We start from the raw sequence: 14,100 nt of genomic DNA on the forward strand, positions 1-14,100 counted from the left end.
CCTTCTCCCCTTGCGGGAGAAGGTGTCAGCGAAGCTGACGGATGAGGGGTCGATAGACGGCGCCGCCGCGCAACCCCTCACCCGGCCCTCCGGGCCACCCTCTCCCACAAGGGGAGAGGGACTTTCGAACCTCAGCGCTTCTTCGCGGCCGGCGCCTGCGCGTCAAACCCGAACGCGTGGCGCATGACCTGGAAGATGTAGCTTTCCTCGACCACGCCGCGCACCAGATAGGCTTGCGGGCCGTCGGCGAAGACGCCGACGTCCTCGCCCGCGTGGGCGGCGCTGTAGAGGTTCACGACCGCCTGCTGGTGGTAGTCGACGTCGTCCAGGTCTTCCTTGGCCGGATCGGCGCGGGTGTCACTGCCCAGAGGGCCGCCGGGCCCCGTCGCGAACATGAGAGTCGTATAGGCCTTGCCGTCGGCGGCGATCGCCGGCTCGCCCTCGTTGCCCGCCACGCCCAGGATCGGCGAGTTGCGCGGCGCGTAGCCCGAGATCACCAGGCCGTGGCTGTGGTCGGCCGTGACCACGACCAGCGTGTCCTTGAGGTCGACCTTGGCCAGCACCGCGTCGATGGCCTTGGAGAACTCGACCGTCTCGCTCAGCGTGCGCTTGGCGTTGCCCAGGTGGCTGCCCATGTCGATCTTGCCGCCCTCGACCATCAGGAAATAGCCGTTCGGGTTCTTGGAGAGGATATCCACGGCCGTCGTCGCCATCTCGGCCAGGGTCGGCACGCCCTGCCCCAGCACCGGGCGCTCGACCTCGTAAGGCAGGTGCTCGGAGGCGAACAGGCCCAGCACGTGCTTGGTGTCGGCGGGGAGCGCCTTCAGCTGATCGACGGTGGTGACATAGGCGGAATCCGGGCCTTCGGCCTTCAGCCATTCGGCGGTCAGGTCGCGGCCGTCGGCGCGCTTGCCGTCCTTGTCCCCGGGCAGGAAGCGCGAGCGACCGCCGCCCATGACGACGTCCAGGCGCAGGGCGTCGGGCGCCTCGACCAGTTGCCGGGCGATGTCCTTGCAGCCGCCCTTGATGGCCTCGACGGGCATGTCGCTGTCGCCTTCCCAATCACGATAGGCCGTATGGGCGTAGGCGCCGGCGGGCGTGGCGTGGGTGACGCGGGTCGTGGTGACCGCGCCGGCCGCCTTGCCGTTGGCCTTGGCCAGCTCGGCCAGGGTCTGGACCGCATTGCCCTTCTCGGTCTCGCACTTCTCGCCGATCGCCGCGCCGGTCAGGCCGATGATCTTGTTGCGCGTCTTCACGCCGGTCATGATCGCCGTGATGCCGGCGGCGCTGTCGGTGACCTGGGTGTCGTGGCTGTAGGTCTTGGAGAGCGCCGCGTAGGACAGCTTCTCGAAGGCCAGCGAATTGGACTCGCCGTCGACGCCCTTTTGCTGGCCGTCATAGATGCGGCCGGCCGTGACCGTCGAAATGCCCATGCCGTCGCCCAGGAACAGGATGACGTTCTTGGCCCGGCCGGTGTTGGGAACCACCGTCAGCTGCCGCGCCAGAGCCGCTTCGCCCGCCTTGTAATAGGGATCGGCGGCGCTGACGGCCGCCATGGGCCCGCCGACCTGGGCGTGAGCGAAGGTCGAGATCGAGGCGGACGCCACCAGGGCGAGAACAAAGGGGCGGATCAAGGCCAAGCTCCATGAGGAATCGGCCCGATTTGCTCCCGGCGTGTGACAGTTTTTCCGTTGGTGACGACGAAGCGCGCTTCAGGCGCGTCGCACCCGCCAGGCGAAGGCGGTGGCCGCGGCCAGCAGCACCGCCGCACCGGCCTGATGCAGAACGCCCAGGGTGATCGGTACGGCCGCCATCAGGGTCCAGACGCCCAGCAAGGCCTGCAGGACGACAATCACCGCCAGGGCCGTCGCGATCGCCTTGCTGCCAGCCGCCAGGGGCCTGTCGCGCCGGGCGATCACCGCGATGGCGATCCCGGCGACGAACAAGGCGTAGGCCACCAGACGATGGTGCAGCTGCACCGCGCCATGGCTGTGCGCGATCGTGCCCCAGAAGCCGGCGCCAAAATAGTCGGCCGGGAAGAAGCGGCCGTTCATCAGCGGCCAGTCGTTATAGACGAGGCCCGCGTCGTTTCCGGCCACCAAGGCGCCCAGCAGGCTCTGGAAGAACACCGCCCCCAGGAAGGCCAGCGCCCAGCCGCGCCAGGGCGAACGCTCCTCGACGCGCGGCGCGCCGTTCCAGGCGTCCAGGGCGGTCCAGATCAAGACCACGAACAGCGCCAGGGCCAAGCCCAGGTGCGTCATCAGGCGTTCCGGCGCCACCGAGACCCGCTCGGACAGGCCGCTGGAGACCATCCACCAGCCGACGAGACCCTGCAGGCCGCCCAGGCCCAGCATCACGGCGCAGCGCCAGATCAGCCGGCGCGGGATGTCGCGGCGGATCAGAAAGACGATGAACGGGATCGCGAAGACGACGCCGACGGTCCGTCCCAGCAGGCGGTGCGCCCACTCCCACCAGAAGATCCCTTTGAACCCCTCCAGCGTCATGTCCGGATTGACCAGCTTGTACTGGGGGATCTGCTTGTAGAGCTCGAAACTCTCGCGCCAGGCCTGGTCCGACATCGGCGGCAGGGCGCCCATGATCGGCTGCCACTGGGTGATCGACAGGCCCGAATCCGTCAGGCGCGTCGCGCCGCCGACGACGACCATGGAAAAGACCATGGCGGCCACGATGAAGAGCCAGATCGCAACAGGACGCGAACGGTCGGAACGCAGGAAAGACGTCATGGAATCGGAAAAGCGTCACTTCTGGGCCGAAATGCGGCCGAACCTTCCCTACGCCCGCCGGACGCGCGCTTCAACGTCTGTATGCCTACGCATGACGACCCGCGCGCCGCGTGGCACAAAGCGCCGCGCAGGAGGACTTTGATGAGCGGCACGGGCGTCTTCGCGGCGGCGATCGTCGGCATTATCGCCGGCTGGATCGCCGATTTCGTTCTGGATCGACGCCACTCCCTGTTCATCAAGCTCTTGATCGGCGTGATCGGCGCGTTCATCGGAGCGTTCGTGGCGACGCGCATCGATCTTCACGTCAGCGGATTCGTTGGCGAACTGATGGTCTCCAGCGTGGGCGCCATCGTGTTCCTGGCCGTGCTCGGCCTCTTCCGGAGACCCGCGTGAGCGCTCCCCTCATTCCGGCCCGTCTGCGAAAGCTGATCGGCTCGATCGCCGTGATGGCCGTTCTGTTCGCCTGGATCTGGATTTTCACCAGCCTCTACGACCGCCTGCCGCAGAACCGCTTCGTGCACCTCGTCTACTTCGTGGCGCTGGGCATGGGCTGGATCCTGCCCGTGATTCCGCTGATCTCGTGGATGGGCAAGGCCGACAAGCCGGTCGTGAAGTAAACAGGCCGGACATGAAAAAGGGCCGCCTTTCGGCGACCCTTTCGGCTTCCGCTGTTCCCGAAGGAAATGGTCGGAGCGACAGGATTCGAACCTGCGACCCCTTGACCCCCAGTCAAGTGCGCTACCAGGCTGCGCCACGCTCCGACGCGGAAGAGGCGCTCTTATAGGCGCCGGTCCGGGGTTGGGCAACTGCCATTTCCGAGGAAAACGCGGGACCCATGCGTCGCTAGCGCGACAGCAGTCCGTCCAGTCGCGATTTGACCTCCGTGAGGTCGCGCAACATGAAAGCCAGACGCTCGCGCGCCTCGCTCTCCAGACGCCGACCGCCTTGGTCGAGCGCGCCATAATCGATGTCTGTCGCGAGCTTGGCCGAGCCGTTGGAGCCCAGCCCCGCGGCGATCACCTGCGCCAGGCCATGGTCGCGATGCAGCTTCTGCACGCCCTTGATGGTCAGGCCTTCGCTGTGGAGCAAGGTGCGGACGCCGTTCAGCACGGCCACGTCCTGCGGACGATAGAAGCGCCGTCCGCCAGCGCGTTTCATGGGGCGAATGAAGGAGAACTTGGTCTCCCAGAAGCGCAGGACGTGCTGCGGCACGCCCAGCTCCTCGGCGGCTTCGGAAATCGTGCGGAAGGCGTTCGGCCCCTTCGCCACCGCACGAATCCTAGTCGCCCAAGGCGCGGTCGATTCGCGCCTTCATGACCTGGGAAGCGCGGAAGCCGATCACGCGCCGGGGCTCGATCTCGGCGGGCTCGCCCGTCTTGGGATTGCGCCCCATCCGAGCCCGCTTGGCGCGAACCTGGAAGACGCCGAAGCCGGAAAGCTTGACCGTCTCGCCCTTCTCCAGGGCCTCGGCCACCAGATCCAGGGTGCGCTCGACGAGGCCGGCGCAGTCCTGACGGGTCAGGCCGACCTCCTCGTGGACCGCCTCGCATAGGTCGGCCCGGGTCAAAGTAGAGCCCTTCATGCAACCCCCTTCACGCGTATCCTGGCGGCCACGAGACCACCTCCGATAGAGCACTCGCGGCGAACAAGAGCTTGATGCGGCCGCCCTCAACCAGCCACGCCCTCGCCCACCGATGACCTCATGCCGTGATTATCGCGTGAAGTCAAAGGCTCAAGGTCAACAGTTCATGCCATATTCGAGGCTTGCGCCATGATGCGCGTCAAAGGCGCAGAACGCAGGCGCCCCAGGTCAGACCGCCGCCCATGGCCTCCAGCAGCAAGAGGTCGCCCTTCTTGATCCGACCGTCCTTGACGCCCTCGGCGAAGGCCAGCGGGATCGAGGCGGCCGAGGTGTTGGCGTGGACGGCGACCGTCGAGATCACCTTCTGCTCGTCGATGCCGCAGCGATGGGCGACGCCCTGGAGGATTCGCTGGTTGGCCTGGTGCGGGATGAACCAGTCGACGTCGGCGACCGCCACGCCCGCCTTGTCGGCGGCGGCGTGGATCGCTTCGGAGATGTTGACCACGGCGTGCTTGAAGACCTGGTTGCCCAGCATCCGCAGCTTGCCGACCGTGCCCGTCGTCGACGGACCGCCGTCGACATAGAGCAGATCCTGCTTCGTGCCGTCGGCGCGCAGGGCGAAGCCCAGCATGCCACGGTCCTCGGTCGTCCCCTGCCCTTCGCCGGGCTCGAGAACCACCGCGCCCGCGCCGTCGCCGAACAGCACGCAGGTGCCGCGATCGCTCCAGTCCATCAGACGCGTCATGGTCTCGGCGCCGATGACCAGGGCGCACTTGGCGTTGCCGCGCGCCACGAAGCCGTCGGCGACGCTGAGCGCATAGACGAAGCCCGAGCAGACGGCCTGGACGTCGAAGGCGATGCCGACCGGCGCGCCCAGCTTGCGCTGGACGATCGTGGCGACCGCCGGGAAGGTCAGATCCGCGGTGGTGGTGGCGACGATGATCAGGTCGACGTCGGCCGCGGTCTTGCCGGCGGCGGCCAGCGCCTCCTTGGCGGCCTCGACCGCGAGGTCAGAGACCGGCTGGTCGTCGGCGGCCTGGTGGCGCTGGCGGATGCCGGTCCGCTCGACGATCCATTCGTCGCTGGTGTCGACGAACTTGGCCAGATCGTCGTTGGTCACGACCTTGGGGGGCAGATAGGCGCCGACGCCGGTCACTACGCTACGAACTACGCTCACTCGGCCGCTCCCTGGGGATCAACGCCGGGATCGGGCTCCTCGCCGGAGGCCTCGTCCTTGGCCGCGGCGGCGGTCAGGCGCTTCAGATTTCTGTCGATCTCGGCGCGGAAGTCGCTGCGCGCGAGGTTGGTGGCGACCCGGATCGCCGAGGCGAAGCCGCCCGCGTCCGCGCCGCCGTGGCTCTTGACCACGATTCCGTTCAGGCCCAGCAGCGGCCCGCCGTTCACCCGGCCCGGATCCAGGCGCTGGCGCATCTTCTTCAGCGCGCCCGAAGCCACGGCCGCGCCTAGCATCGCCAGCGGCGTCGAGGTCAGGGTGGACTTGATCTCATTGGAGAAGAACCGCGCCAAGCCCTCGGCGGTCTTCAGGGCCACATTGCCGGTGAAGCCGTCGGTGACGACCACGTCCACGGTGCCGTAGGCGATGTCGTTGCCCTCGACGAAGCCGTGATAGTCGAAGTCGAGCTTGGTCTCGCGCAGGATGGCGTGCGCCTCGCGCACCTCCTCGTGGCCCTTCTGCTCCTCGGAGCCGACGTTCAGCAGGCCGACGGTCGGGCGGTGAGAGCCGTGCACCGCGTGGTGGAAGGCCGCGCCCATGATGGCGAACTCGACCAGCTGGGCCGCGTCGCTCTCGACATTGGCGCCGACGTCCAGCACCGCCGTGACGCCCTTCATGGTCGGCCAGTTGGCGACGATGGCCGGGCGCTCCAGTCCCGCGCCCATGCGCAGGATCAGCTTGGAGATCGCCATCAGGGCGCCGGTGTTGCCGGCCGAGACGCAGGCGTGGGCTTCGTTCTCGCGCAGCGCCTCGATCGCGTTCCACAGGCTGGAGCCCTTGCCCCGGCGCATGGCCTGGGCGGGCTTCTCGTCCATGCTGATGGCCTTGTCGCAGTGACGGACCTCGCTGACGGCCTTGGCCGCCGGGCATTTGGCCAGCTCGGCCTCGATAGCCGCGCCGTCCCCATGCAGCAGGAAGCGCACGCCCGGCAGCGCCTGGGCCGCGAGCGCGACGCCGGGCACGACGATGGAGGGGCCATGATCGCCGCCCATGGCGTCGATCGAGATGACGACGGATTGAGTCACGTGGCGCTGAGAGCTCCGGCAGGCGGCCAGCCGCCTTCAAGGCGGCGGACGATACATCCGCGTGAATATCACGCAAGCGGTCGAGTCGGGGCCTTTAGCCCTGGTCGTCCTTCAAATTCAGCCCCTTCAGCGCCGCGAACGGGGACAATTCCACCGGTTCGGGCGGTTGAACGAACACCGCGCCGGGCTTGCGCGGGAACGGATCCAGCTCCAACGCCAAGTGCTCGACCACATAGCCCGAGACGTCGACTGATTGGCCTTCCAGCACGTCGGGCGGATCGTCGCCATCGGGATCAGCGCCCAGGTCGCCGAACTCTTCCTGCGGCGCGTTCTCGCTGTTGGCGGGCAGGACGCGGAGGCTGAAGCGGGCGTCGATCGGCGTCTCGAAGTCGTCGGCCGTCGCGCTGCAGGTCTGGACGACCCGCGCGCGCAGGACGCCCGAGATCTCGGCGCCGTCCAGCCACGAGGTCAGGAACACCTCGGCCGAAAGCGCCTCCAGGCTGACGAGGCCCAGCTGCTTGGCGATCGCCTGGCGTTGTTCGGCGCTGGGCTCCAGGCGCAGCTTCACGGCGCCACGATCGACCTGGGACAGCGGAATCTCGCAGGGCCAGGGCGCGGTCACGGGTTCGGCCAAGTCACGTCTCCTTGCAGCAACGCGGCCAGCGGCTGGTCCGCCAGCGCCGCGCGCGTCTTGATCAGATAGGCGTTCAAGGCGGCGACGTCGCCCTCGCCCCTTTCCTCGAACGCGGTGCGGGCCAGGAAGTCGCGAGTCGCGGCCTCGTCCGGCAGGCTGGCGACGGCCTCGTCATAGGTCTTCAGGCGGCCGTAGAAGGCGCCGGCCAGCTTCTTCATCTTCTTGCCGACCGCGGTGTCGGCCACGCCGATCTCGCGAAAGGCGTCGTCGAGCCCCTTCACATAAGAATCAAACACCGCCTGCGAGGTCTCCGCCGCGGCGTCGCCCTGCCCTTTCAACCGCTCGATCAGGAAGATCACGTGCAGGCTGAACAGTTCAAAGCGCCCTTCCATCGAGTCGCGGACGCCGAAATCGCGATAGAAAGCCGGCGAACGCGCCTGGGCCACGGCCGATGCGTAGAGCTTGGCCCCCGCCGCCTTGGCGGGCCTGGGCTTTAGCCATCGATCCAGAAACATTGAAACGCCTCGATTTCGCCGCGACATCCCGCTAGAGGCGGGGTCCGCTTTCACGCGGGCATTGAACTAAGCTCCCGCGGGCGATAGGTCAAAGTCTGCATTTTTCCGGTTCGGAGCCTTGATGTCTCGCCCCGCCGTTTTCGCCGCCGCCGTCCTGGCCCTGGCTGTCGCCACTTCGGCCTGTACGCCGCTGACGAGCTATTCCGGCTTTCAGGCCATCGAAGCCAAGCCCGCCGACATGAAGGTCGGCGAGGACAGCAAGTCGACCTTGATGGAAAAGCTGGGCTCGCCGTCGGCCGTTTCGACCTTCGACAACAACACCTGGTACTACATCTCCCAGACGACCGACCGGGTGGCCTTCTACTACCCGCGCGTGATCAAGCGCGACGTCGTGGCGATCAAGTTCAATCCGGCCGACGAGAAGGTCGCCTCGGTGAACACCTACACGCTGAAGGACGGCAAGGTCATCGCCTACAACGGTCGCGAGACGCCGACCCGCGGTCGCGAGATGACGATCCTGGAACAACTGCTCGGCAACGTCGGTCGCGGCGGCATGCTTCCGCAAGACGACGAGGCCCCCGGCCAACGCCCTGGCGACCGTCGTTAACATTCGACCAAGGCAAAGCTTTACGAAAGCCGCCCGCCGCAAGGTGGGCGGCTTTTCTTATGCGCCCAGACAGTATTCGAGAAACGCCGCAACCAAACGGCGGATGGTTTACTATGAATTCAAAATTGACCATCTTTCTTGAGACATATTGTCGCGCCCTAAACACTCCATAAACCCAGTTTGAGCGATCCTCGAATTCTGATGACGCGCAAGCAGCGCGCCAGCGAATTCACGGAAGCTAAGGAGGCGCGCTGTGGAAACAACAGATCTTCGTGCGCTGTCCGTCCTGCTGATCGACGACAACGCCAATATGCGCAGGGTGATCACCACCATCCTGAAGTCGGCGGGCGTCCGGAAGATCTACGAAGCCGACGATGGCCTCGGAGCCTTGCGAATCTTTCAGTCGAAAGAGATCGACATCATCTTCACCGACCTGGTGATGCACCCGGTCGATGGCTTGGCGTTCGTCAAGTGGGCCCGCACCTCGACGGCCAGCCCCAATCGTTTCGTTCCGATCATCATGATGACCGGCCACGCCACGCAGCGAACCTTGAACGAGGCGCGCATGGCTGGGGTGACCGAATTCCTGGCCAAGCCGCTGACGGCGCGGACGGTGATGCATCGCATCAACGAGATCATCAACAATCCCCGCCCCTTCGTGCAGGCCAAGGCGTATTTCGGTCCCTGCCGTCGTCGGCGGATCGACCACGACTTCGTCGGCGTGGACCGCCGGAGCGAAGTGCCGATCGACGTGATTCCAAGGGTCCAGGACGCTCTCGCCGAGATGGATCCCGAAGACGTCTACTGATCGGCCCGAATGAGAAAACGCCCCGGAGTCTCCTCCGGGGCGTTTCCATTTCAGGCGCTTTTCTTGATCAGCCGCCGTGGGCCAGGACCGCCAGCAGCAGCAGGGCCACGATGTTGGTGATCTTGATCATCGGGTTCACGGCCGGCCCCGAGGTGTCCTTGTAGGGGTCGCCGACGGTGTCGCCCGTGACGGCGGCCTTGTGGGTCTCGCCGCCCTTCTTGTGCAGGACGCCGTTCTTGTCGGTGAAGCCTTCCTCGATCACCTTCTTGGCGTTGTCCCAGGCGCCGCCGCCGCTGGTCATCGAGATGGCGACGAACAGGCCGGTGACGATCACGCCCATCAGCATGGCGCCGAGCGCCGCGAAGGCGTCGACCTTGCCGGCGATGGCGTTGATCACGAAGAACAGCACCACCGGCGAGACGACCGGCAGCAGGCTAGGCACGATCATCTCGCGGATGGCCGCCTTGGTCAGGATGTCGACGGCGCGGCCGTATTCCGGCTTCACCTCGCCCGTCATGATGCCGGGGTTCTCGCGGAACTGACGACGCACTTCGGCCACGACCGACTCGGCCGCGCGGCCGACGGCGGTCATCGACATGCCGCCGAACAGGAACGGCAGCAGGCCGCCGAACAGCAGGCCGACCACGACGTACGGGTTCGACAGGTCGAAGGTCACCGGGCCCATGCCGTCGAAGAAGCTGCCCGGCGTCGCATTGGCCGAGAAGAACTTCAGGTCCTCGGTATAGGCGGCGAACAGCACCAGGGCGCCGAGACCGGCCGAGCCGATGGCGTAGCCCTTGGTCACGGCCTTGGTGGTGTTGCCCACGGCGTCCAGGGCGTCGGTGGTGACGCGCACTTCCGGCGGCAGGCCCGCCATCTCGGCGATGCCGCCGGCGTTGTCGGTGACGGGGCCGAAGGCGTCCAGGGCGACGATGAAGCCGGCCAGCGACAGCATGGTCGTGGTGGCGATCGCGATGCCGAACAGGCCGGCCAGGTTATAGGTGACGACGATGCCGACGATGATGGTCAGGGCCGGCAGGGCCGTGGCTTCCAGCGACATGGCCAGGCCCTGGATCACGTTGGTGCCGTGACCCGAGACCGAGGCCTGGGCCACCGACTTCACCGGGCGGAAGTTCGTGCCGGTGTAGTACTCGGTGATCATCACGATGGCGGCGGTGACCGCCAGGCCGACCAGACCGCAGTAGAACAGGCCGTCGGCCGTGTAGGTGCGGGCTTCGGTCACCACAGGGGCCGGGACCAGCTGGTGCAGCACGTACCAGACCGCCGGGATCGACAGGAGGCCGGTCACGATCAGGCCCTTGTACAGCGCGCCCATGATGTTCTGGCTCTTGCCCAGGCGGACGAAGAAGGCGCCGATGATCGAGGTGACGATGCAGACCGCGCAGATGGCCAGCGGCAGCAGCATCATCGCGCCGACCGCCTCGTGGCCGCGGAAGAAGATCGCCGCCAGGACCATGGTCGCGACGGTGGTCACGGCGTAGGTCTCGAACAGGTCGGCGGCCATGCCGGCGCAGTCGCCGACATTGTCGCCGACGTTGTCGGCGATGGTCGCGGCGTTGCGCGGATCATCTTCCGGGATACCCGCCTCGACCTTGCCCACCAGATCGCCGCCCACGTCGGCGCCCTTGGTGAAGATGCCGCCGCCGAGGCGCGCGAAGATCGAGATCAGCGAGGCGCCGAAGCCCAGGGCCACCAGGGCGTCGACGACGCCGCGGCCCGTCGGCTCAAGACCCAGGACGTCGGTCAGCACCCAGTAGTAGCCGGCCACGCCGAGCAGGGCGAAGCCCGCCACCAGCATGCCGGTGACGGCGCCGGAGGTGAAAGCCAGCGACAGGCCCTTGGCGAGGCCCTCGGAGGCGGCCTGGGCGGTGCGGACGTTGGCGCGCACCGAGATCAGCATGCCGGCGAAGCCCGCCGCGCCCGACAGCACCGCGCCGACCAGGAAGCCGAGGGCGGCCCACGGGCCGATCAGCAGATAGACGGCGACGAGAATGACCGCGCCGACGATGGAGATGGTGAGATACTGCCGCCGCAGATAGGCTTGAGCGCCTTCCTGGATCGCCGCGGCGATCTCTTGCATGCGTGCGTTGCCGGCCGAGGCCCGCATCAGACTGGCCGTCTGCACGGCGCCATACAGCACCGCCAGAAGCCCGGCCCCGATGGCCAGATAAAGCCAAAGACTCATTAGATTCTTCGCCCCTTCGCGCTTCTTTGCAACGAGGGGACGCCGATCCGTCGGCGGCGACCTTGAGCCAACTCAAACAAGCCAACTCAATCGCCGTCGAGGTCGACAAGCGGGCCTTTTTGGCCTCGTGCCCCCTCGTTCTCCCTGAAATGACGGCCGAACGGCGTCATCCCAAGGACACTGTCAGATGCCCGGGAGGCGCGCAACCCGCGTCAGAACAAGCGATTCCGCGCTCCTAGAGCGCCGGCGTCGGCGGTTTAGGGGCTAGGCGCGTCCGGCTTTTGCTGGATCGCGCGCAGGGCGGCGGCGTTCGGCGGCATGACGTGCTGACGCGGAACCTGCTTGGCGATTTCCACGGCCGCGACCTTACCCTTGCCGAACAGAGTGGCGCATTGGCTAAGGACGAAGACCTGGAGACGAGGTCCGTCGACTTCCTGCCAGGTGTCCTGACGCACGAACGGCGTGCGGTACGAAGCCCGCATGATGGCGTCGCGCAGCGCTGGTTCCTGAGCCTTGAAGCTCTCGACTTCGGCGCCCGAGGTCAGCCTGAGCGTCAGGGCCACGAAGACGTAGTTGACGATCCGCCCATTGGCGATGATCGGGATCGTCATCGAGCCAAGCTTGTAGGTCGGGTCGAGCGCCTGCTCCCCCCCTTCCTTCTTCTTCTCGGATCGGGCGAACGCCGGCCCGCTTGTCACCGCGACGGCGGCGAGGCTGAGTAGAAATCGGCGTGAAAAGGTCGGGCTCATGCCCCGCTTCTAGCAAGCGGGGCTTGATATTCCCCTACCGGCGGAAAGCTCTAGCCGTGCAGCCAGCCCAGGCGCGACGGGGTCACGTCGCGGCCCTTGTAATAGGCCGACACGCCCTCGCCCTCGACGAACTCGCCGATCTCGCTGACCTTCACGCCCGCCGCCGCGGCGGCGATGCGGAAGTTCCAGGCCTCGTTGGGATCGACGGCGCAGACGATCTCGTAGTCATCGCCGCCGGAGGCCAGGGAAATGCGCCCCTCGACCTGCTCGGGCTGAAGCTCGAGCCAAGCCTGACCGCCCGGCGAGAGCGGCAGGCGTTCCAGGTCGACGCGGACGCGGCAGCCGCTGGCCTTGGCGATGTGGCTGCTGTCGGCCAGCAGGCCGTCGGAGACGTCGGCGGCGGCCTTGGCGTGCTGGCGCATGGACTCACGAAGGCCGATGCGCGGCTCGGGCTGACGATAACGGCGCAGAAGCCCGCCGTCGGGATCGGCGACCTCGCCCCATTGGGCCAGCAGGCCGAGCCAACCGTCGCCGATCGTGCCGGACACCATGAGCCTGTCGCCCGGCTTGGCGCCCCGACGCAGGATCGCCTCGCCCTGGGGAACCCAGCCCAGCAGGGTCGCCGACAGCACCAGCGGCCCCGAGGTGGTCACCGTATCGCCGCCCAGCAGCGAAATGTCGAACAGCGCCCCATCTTCCGCCAGCCCCCGGGCGAAGGTCTCGCGCGAGGTGACGTCCGAGCCCGAGGGCCAGCCGACGGACAGGAAATAGCCATAGGGCTCGGCGCCCTTGGCGGCGAGGTCGGAGAGATTGGTGCGCAACAGCTTGCGCGCAACCACGTCCAGCGCCTCGTCGACCAGGAAGTGCACGCCGCCGACCATGGCGTCCTTGGTGATCACCAGGTCATAGCCAGGCCGCGACGGCAGCACGGCCGCGTCGTCCAACAGATCCAATGCGGCCGGATCGCCCCGCGTCAAAGGACGCAGGAGGCGTTCGATATGGTCGAACTCGGTCGCGGGCGCCACCGCTGTGGATGGCGCCTCGTCTTCAGCGAACCAGTCTTCTTCGTCAGTCTCTTGCATCACGGGCGATCGCGTCGAGGGCGCCATTGATGAAGCCTGACTCAGGACCCTCAAAAAAGGATTTCGCTATCTCGACATACTCATTGATGACGACTTCGGTCGGAACGTCCGGCCGATACATCAATTCGTAGGCGCCGGCGCGCAGAACGGCGCGCGCCGTGGCGTCCAGGCGCTCAAGCCGCCAGCCCGAGGCCAGACGCTTGACGATTCCCTGATCCACCTTGGCCTGATGGGCCACAACGCCCTTCGCCAGCTCGGCGAAGAAGGTTTCATCGGCCTGCGCCAGGCGTTCGCCCTCGACGTCGCGGTCGAAGCGATGCTCGGAGAATTCACGGATGACCGAGTCGACGCCGGCCCCCGAAACTTCCATCTGATAGAGGGCCTGGACGGCCGCCAGGCGCGCGACCGAGCGCGGTTGGGTGCGGGGTGCGCTCATCTGCCGCGCCCCAGAAGCTGGCGTTTCAGCGCGATGGTCTCCAGGCAAGCCTTGGCGGCCGCGCCGCCGCGATCGCCTTCGCTGACCTTGGCGCGCGCCCAGGCCTGCTGCTCGTCATCGACCGCCAGCACGCCGAAGCCGATCGGCAGGCGGCGGCCGATGCCCAGGTCCTGCAGACCGCGGGCGGTCTCGTTGGAAACGAGCTCGAAGTGGTAGGTCTCGCCGCGGATCACGCAGCCCAGGGCGACATAGCCGTCATAGCGTCGGCCCATCGGGCCTTGGCCGGCGTCTTCCGCCAGGGCGATGGCCGTCGGGATCTGAAGCGCGCTGGAAACCGTGATCACGTCGTATTCCGCGCCATAGGCTTCGATCGCCTGGGCGGCACCGCGCAGCAGCTCGTCGGAGACGCCCGAATGGCTTCGTCCCTCCACGATCAACAGGCGGATGTTGTCTTCAACCATCTAGCTCGACTCTCCAC

Annotated in this window: 17 protein-coding genes and 1 tRNA gene; 4 read left to right on the plus strand and 14 right to left on the minus strand. The window is 67.0% G+C overall.

What is annotated here, in order from left to right:
- Positions 1-131: 131 nt before the first annotated feature.
- Both AX690_RS18600 and AX690_RS18605 read right to left on the minus strand, forming a co-directional pair.
- Positions 132-1,634: an alkaline phosphatase gene (locus tag AX690_RS18600; protein ID WP_066687052.1), complete on the minus strand. Its 1,503-nt coding sequence runs from the start codon at positions 1,632-1,634 to the stop codon at positions 132-134.
- A gap of 78 nt (positions 1,635-1,712) precedes the next feature.
- Positions 1,713-2,744 carry a COX15/CtaA family protein gene (locus AX690_RS18605; protein WP_066686873.1) on the minus strand — a complete coding sequence of 344 codons (1,032 nt, stop codon included), beginning with the start codon at positions 2,742-2,744 and terminating at the stop codon, positions 1,713-1,715.
- 141 nt (positions 2,745-2,885) lie between these two features.
- Here AX690_RS18605 and AX690_RS18610 point away from each other — a divergent pair, with 141 nt between their 5' ends.
- Both AX690_RS18610 and AX690_RS18615 read left to right on the plus strand, forming a co-directional pair.
- Positions 2,886-3,137, plus strand: a complete 252-nt coding sequence (locus AX690_RS18610; RefSeq protein WP_066686876.1) for a GlsB/YeaQ/YmgE family stress response membrane protein — start codon at positions 2,886-2,888, stop codon at positions 3,135-3,137.
- Positions 3,134-3,361 (plus strand): DUF2842 domain-containing protein, encoded by a 228-nt coding sequence (locus tag AX690_RS18615; protein ID WP_066686879.1) that lies wholly within the window; start codon positions 3,134-3,136, stop codon positions 3,359-3,361. The genes AX690_RS18610 and AX690_RS18615 overlap by 4 nt, the downstream gene beginning before the upstream one ends.
- Before the next feature lie 67 nt (positions 3,362-3,428).
- On the opposite strand, the gene AX690_RS18620 is transcribed toward AX690_RS18615, so the two are convergent.
- From AX690_RS18620 to AX690_RS18650, 7 genes are all read right to left on the minus strand, one after another.
- A tRNA-Pro gene (locus tag AX690_RS18620) sits at positions 3,429-3,505 on the minus strand.
- A gap of 82 nt (positions 3,506-3,587) precedes the next feature.
- Positions 3,588-4,013 (minus strand): MerR family transcriptional regulator, encoded by a 426-nt coding sequence (locus AX690_RS18625; RefSeq protein ID WP_066686889.1) that lies wholly within the window; start codon positions 4,011-4,013, stop codon positions 3,588-3,590.
- A gap of 10 nt (positions 4,014-4,023) precedes the next feature.
- Positions 4,024-4,326 carry an integration host factor subunit alpha gene (locus AX690_RS18630; protein ID WP_066686891.1) on the minus strand — a complete coding sequence of 101 codons (303 nt, stop codon included), beginning with the start codon at positions 4,324-4,326 and terminating at the stop codon, positions 4,024-4,026.
- Between the two features lie 199 nt (positions 4,327-4,525).
- Positions 4,526-5,503 (minus strand): beta-ketoacyl-ACP synthase III, encoded by a 978-nt coding sequence (locus tag AX690_RS18635; RefSeq protein WP_066686893.1) that lies wholly within the window; start codon positions 5,501-5,503, stop codon positions 4,526-4,528.
- A complete protein-coding gene (plsX, locus tag AX690_RS18640; RefSeq protein WP_082769739.1) occupies positions 5,500-6,585 on the minus strand; it encodes a phosphate acyltransferase PlsX in 1,086 nt (361 codons plus the stop codon). The genes AX690_RS18635 and plsX overlap by 4 nt, the downstream gene beginning before the upstream one ends.
- Before the next feature lie 94 nt (positions 6,586-6,679).
- Complete coding sequence (locus AX690_RS18645) at positions 6,680-7,219, minus strand: DUF177 domain-containing protein (RefSeq protein WP_066686895.1); 540 nt, start codon at positions 7,217-7,219, stop codon at positions 6,680-6,682.
- Positions 7,204-7,734: a ubiquinol-cytochrome C chaperone family protein gene (locus tag AX690_RS18650; RefSeq protein ID WP_066686897.1), complete on the minus strand. Its 531-nt coding sequence runs from the start codon at positions 7,732-7,734 to the stop codon at positions 7,204-7,206. Before AX690_RS18650 ends, AX690_RS18645 begins: the two co-directional genes overlap by 16 nt.
- A gap of 121 nt (positions 7,735-7,855) precedes the next feature.
- On the opposite strand from AX690_RS18650, the gene AX690_RS18655 reads away from it, so the two are divergent.
- The gene (locus AX690_RS18655; protein ID WP_066686900.1) at positions 7,856-8,341 is read left to right on the plus strand and encodes an outer membrane protein assembly factor BamE; all 486 of its coding nucleotides are present in this window, start codon (positions 7,856-7,858) and stop codon (positions 8,339-8,341) included.
- A 253-nt stretch (positions 8,342-8,594) separates the two neighbouring features.
- On the plus strand, positions 8,595-9,149 hold the full coding sequence (locus AX690_RS18660; RefSeq protein ID WP_082769740.1) for a response regulator: 555 nt from the start codon (positions 8,595-8,597) through the stop codon (positions 9,147-9,149).
- A 67-nt stretch (positions 9,150-9,216) separates the two neighbouring features.
- Here the strand turns inward: AX690_RS18660 and AX690_RS18665 are convergent, their stop codons facing one another.
- From AX690_RS18665 to ribH, 5 genes are all read right to left on the minus strand, one after another.
- Positions 9,217-11,355 carry a sodium-translocating pyrophosphatase gene (locus AX690_RS18665; protein WP_066686902.1) on the minus strand — a complete coding sequence of 713 codons (2,139 nt, stop codon included), beginning with the start codon at positions 11,353-11,355 and terminating at the stop codon, positions 9,217-9,219.
- A 257-nt stretch (positions 11,356-11,612) separates the two neighbouring features.
- On the minus strand, positions 11,613-12,104 hold the full coding sequence (locus tag AX690_RS18670) for a hypothetical protein (RefSeq protein ID WP_066686904.1): 492 nt from the start codon (positions 12,102-12,104) through the stop codon (positions 11,613-11,615).
- Between the two features lie 50 nt (positions 12,105-12,154).
- The gene (gene thiL, locus AX690_RS18675) at positions 12,155-13,213 is read right to left on the minus strand and encodes a thiamine-phosphate kinase (protein WP_066686906.1); all 1,059 of its coding nucleotides are present in this window, start codon (positions 13,211-13,213) and stop codon (positions 12,155-12,157) included.
- Positions 13,173-13,622, minus strand: a complete 450-nt coding sequence (gene nusB, locus AX690_RS18680) for a transcription antitermination factor NusB (RefSeq protein WP_066686908.1) — start codon at positions 13,620-13,622, stop codon at positions 13,173-13,175. The genes thiL and nusB overlap by 41 nt, the downstream gene beginning before the upstream one ends.
- The gene (ribH, locus tag AX690_RS18685; protein WP_066686910.1) at positions 13,619-14,083 is read right to left on the minus strand and encodes a 6,7-dimethyl-8-ribityllumazine synthase; all 465 of its coding nucleotides are present in this window, start codon (positions 14,081-14,083) and stop codon (positions 13,619-13,621) included. The genes nusB and ribH overlap by 4 nt, the downstream gene beginning before the upstream one ends.
- Between the last annotated feature and the right edge of the window lie 17 nt (positions 14,084-14,100).

The sequence above is a fragment of the Caulobacter sp. CCH9-E1 genome (assembly GCF_001556515.1).
Classification (GTDB): domain Bacteria; phylum Pseudomonadota; class Alphaproteobacteria; order Caulobacterales; family Caulobacteraceae; genus Caulobacter.

Bases quoted from the DNA above. Each gene is read 5' to 3' on its own strand.
- thiL (WP_066686906.1), bottom strand. From the start codon at position 13,213: ATGGCGCCCTCGACGCGATCGCCCGTGATGCAAGAGACTGACGAAGAA.
- AX690_RS18670 (WP_066686904.1), bottom strand. From the start codon at position 12,104: ATGAGCCCGACCTTTTCACGCCGATTTCTACTCAGCCTCGCCGCCGTC.
- nusB (WP_066686908.1), bottom strand. From the start codon at position 13,622: ATGAGCGCACCCCGCACCCAACCGCGCTCGGTCGCGCGCCTGGCGGCC.
- AX690_RS18630 (WP_066686891.1), bottom strand. From the start codon at position 4,326: ATGAAGGGCTCTACTTTGACCCGGGCCGACCTATGCGAGGCGGTCCAC.
- AX690_RS18610 (WP_066686876.1), top strand. From the start codon at position 2,886: ATGAGCGGCACGGGCGTCTTCGCGGCGGCGATCGTCGGCATTATCGCC.
- AX690_RS18665 (WP_066686902.1), bottom strand. From the start codon at position 11,355: ATGAGTCTTTGGCTTTATCTGGCCATCGGGGCCGGGCTTCTGGCGGTG.
- AX690_RS18650 (WP_066686897.1), bottom strand. From the start codon at position 7,734: ATGTTTCTGGATCGATGGCTAAAGCCCAGGCCCGCCAAGGCGGCGGGG.
- AX690_RS18655 (WP_066686900.1), top strand. From the start codon at position 7,856: ATGTCTCGCCCCGCCGTTTTCGCCGCCGCCGTCCTGGCCCTGGCTGTC.
- ribH (WP_066686910.1), bottom strand. From the start codon at position 14,083: ATGGTTGAAGACAACATCCGCCTGTTGATCGTGGAGGGACGAAGCCAT.
- AX690_RS18605 (WP_066686873.1), bottom strand. From the start codon at position 2,744: ATGACGTCTTTCCTGCGTTCCGACCGTTCGCGTCCTGTTGCGATCTGG.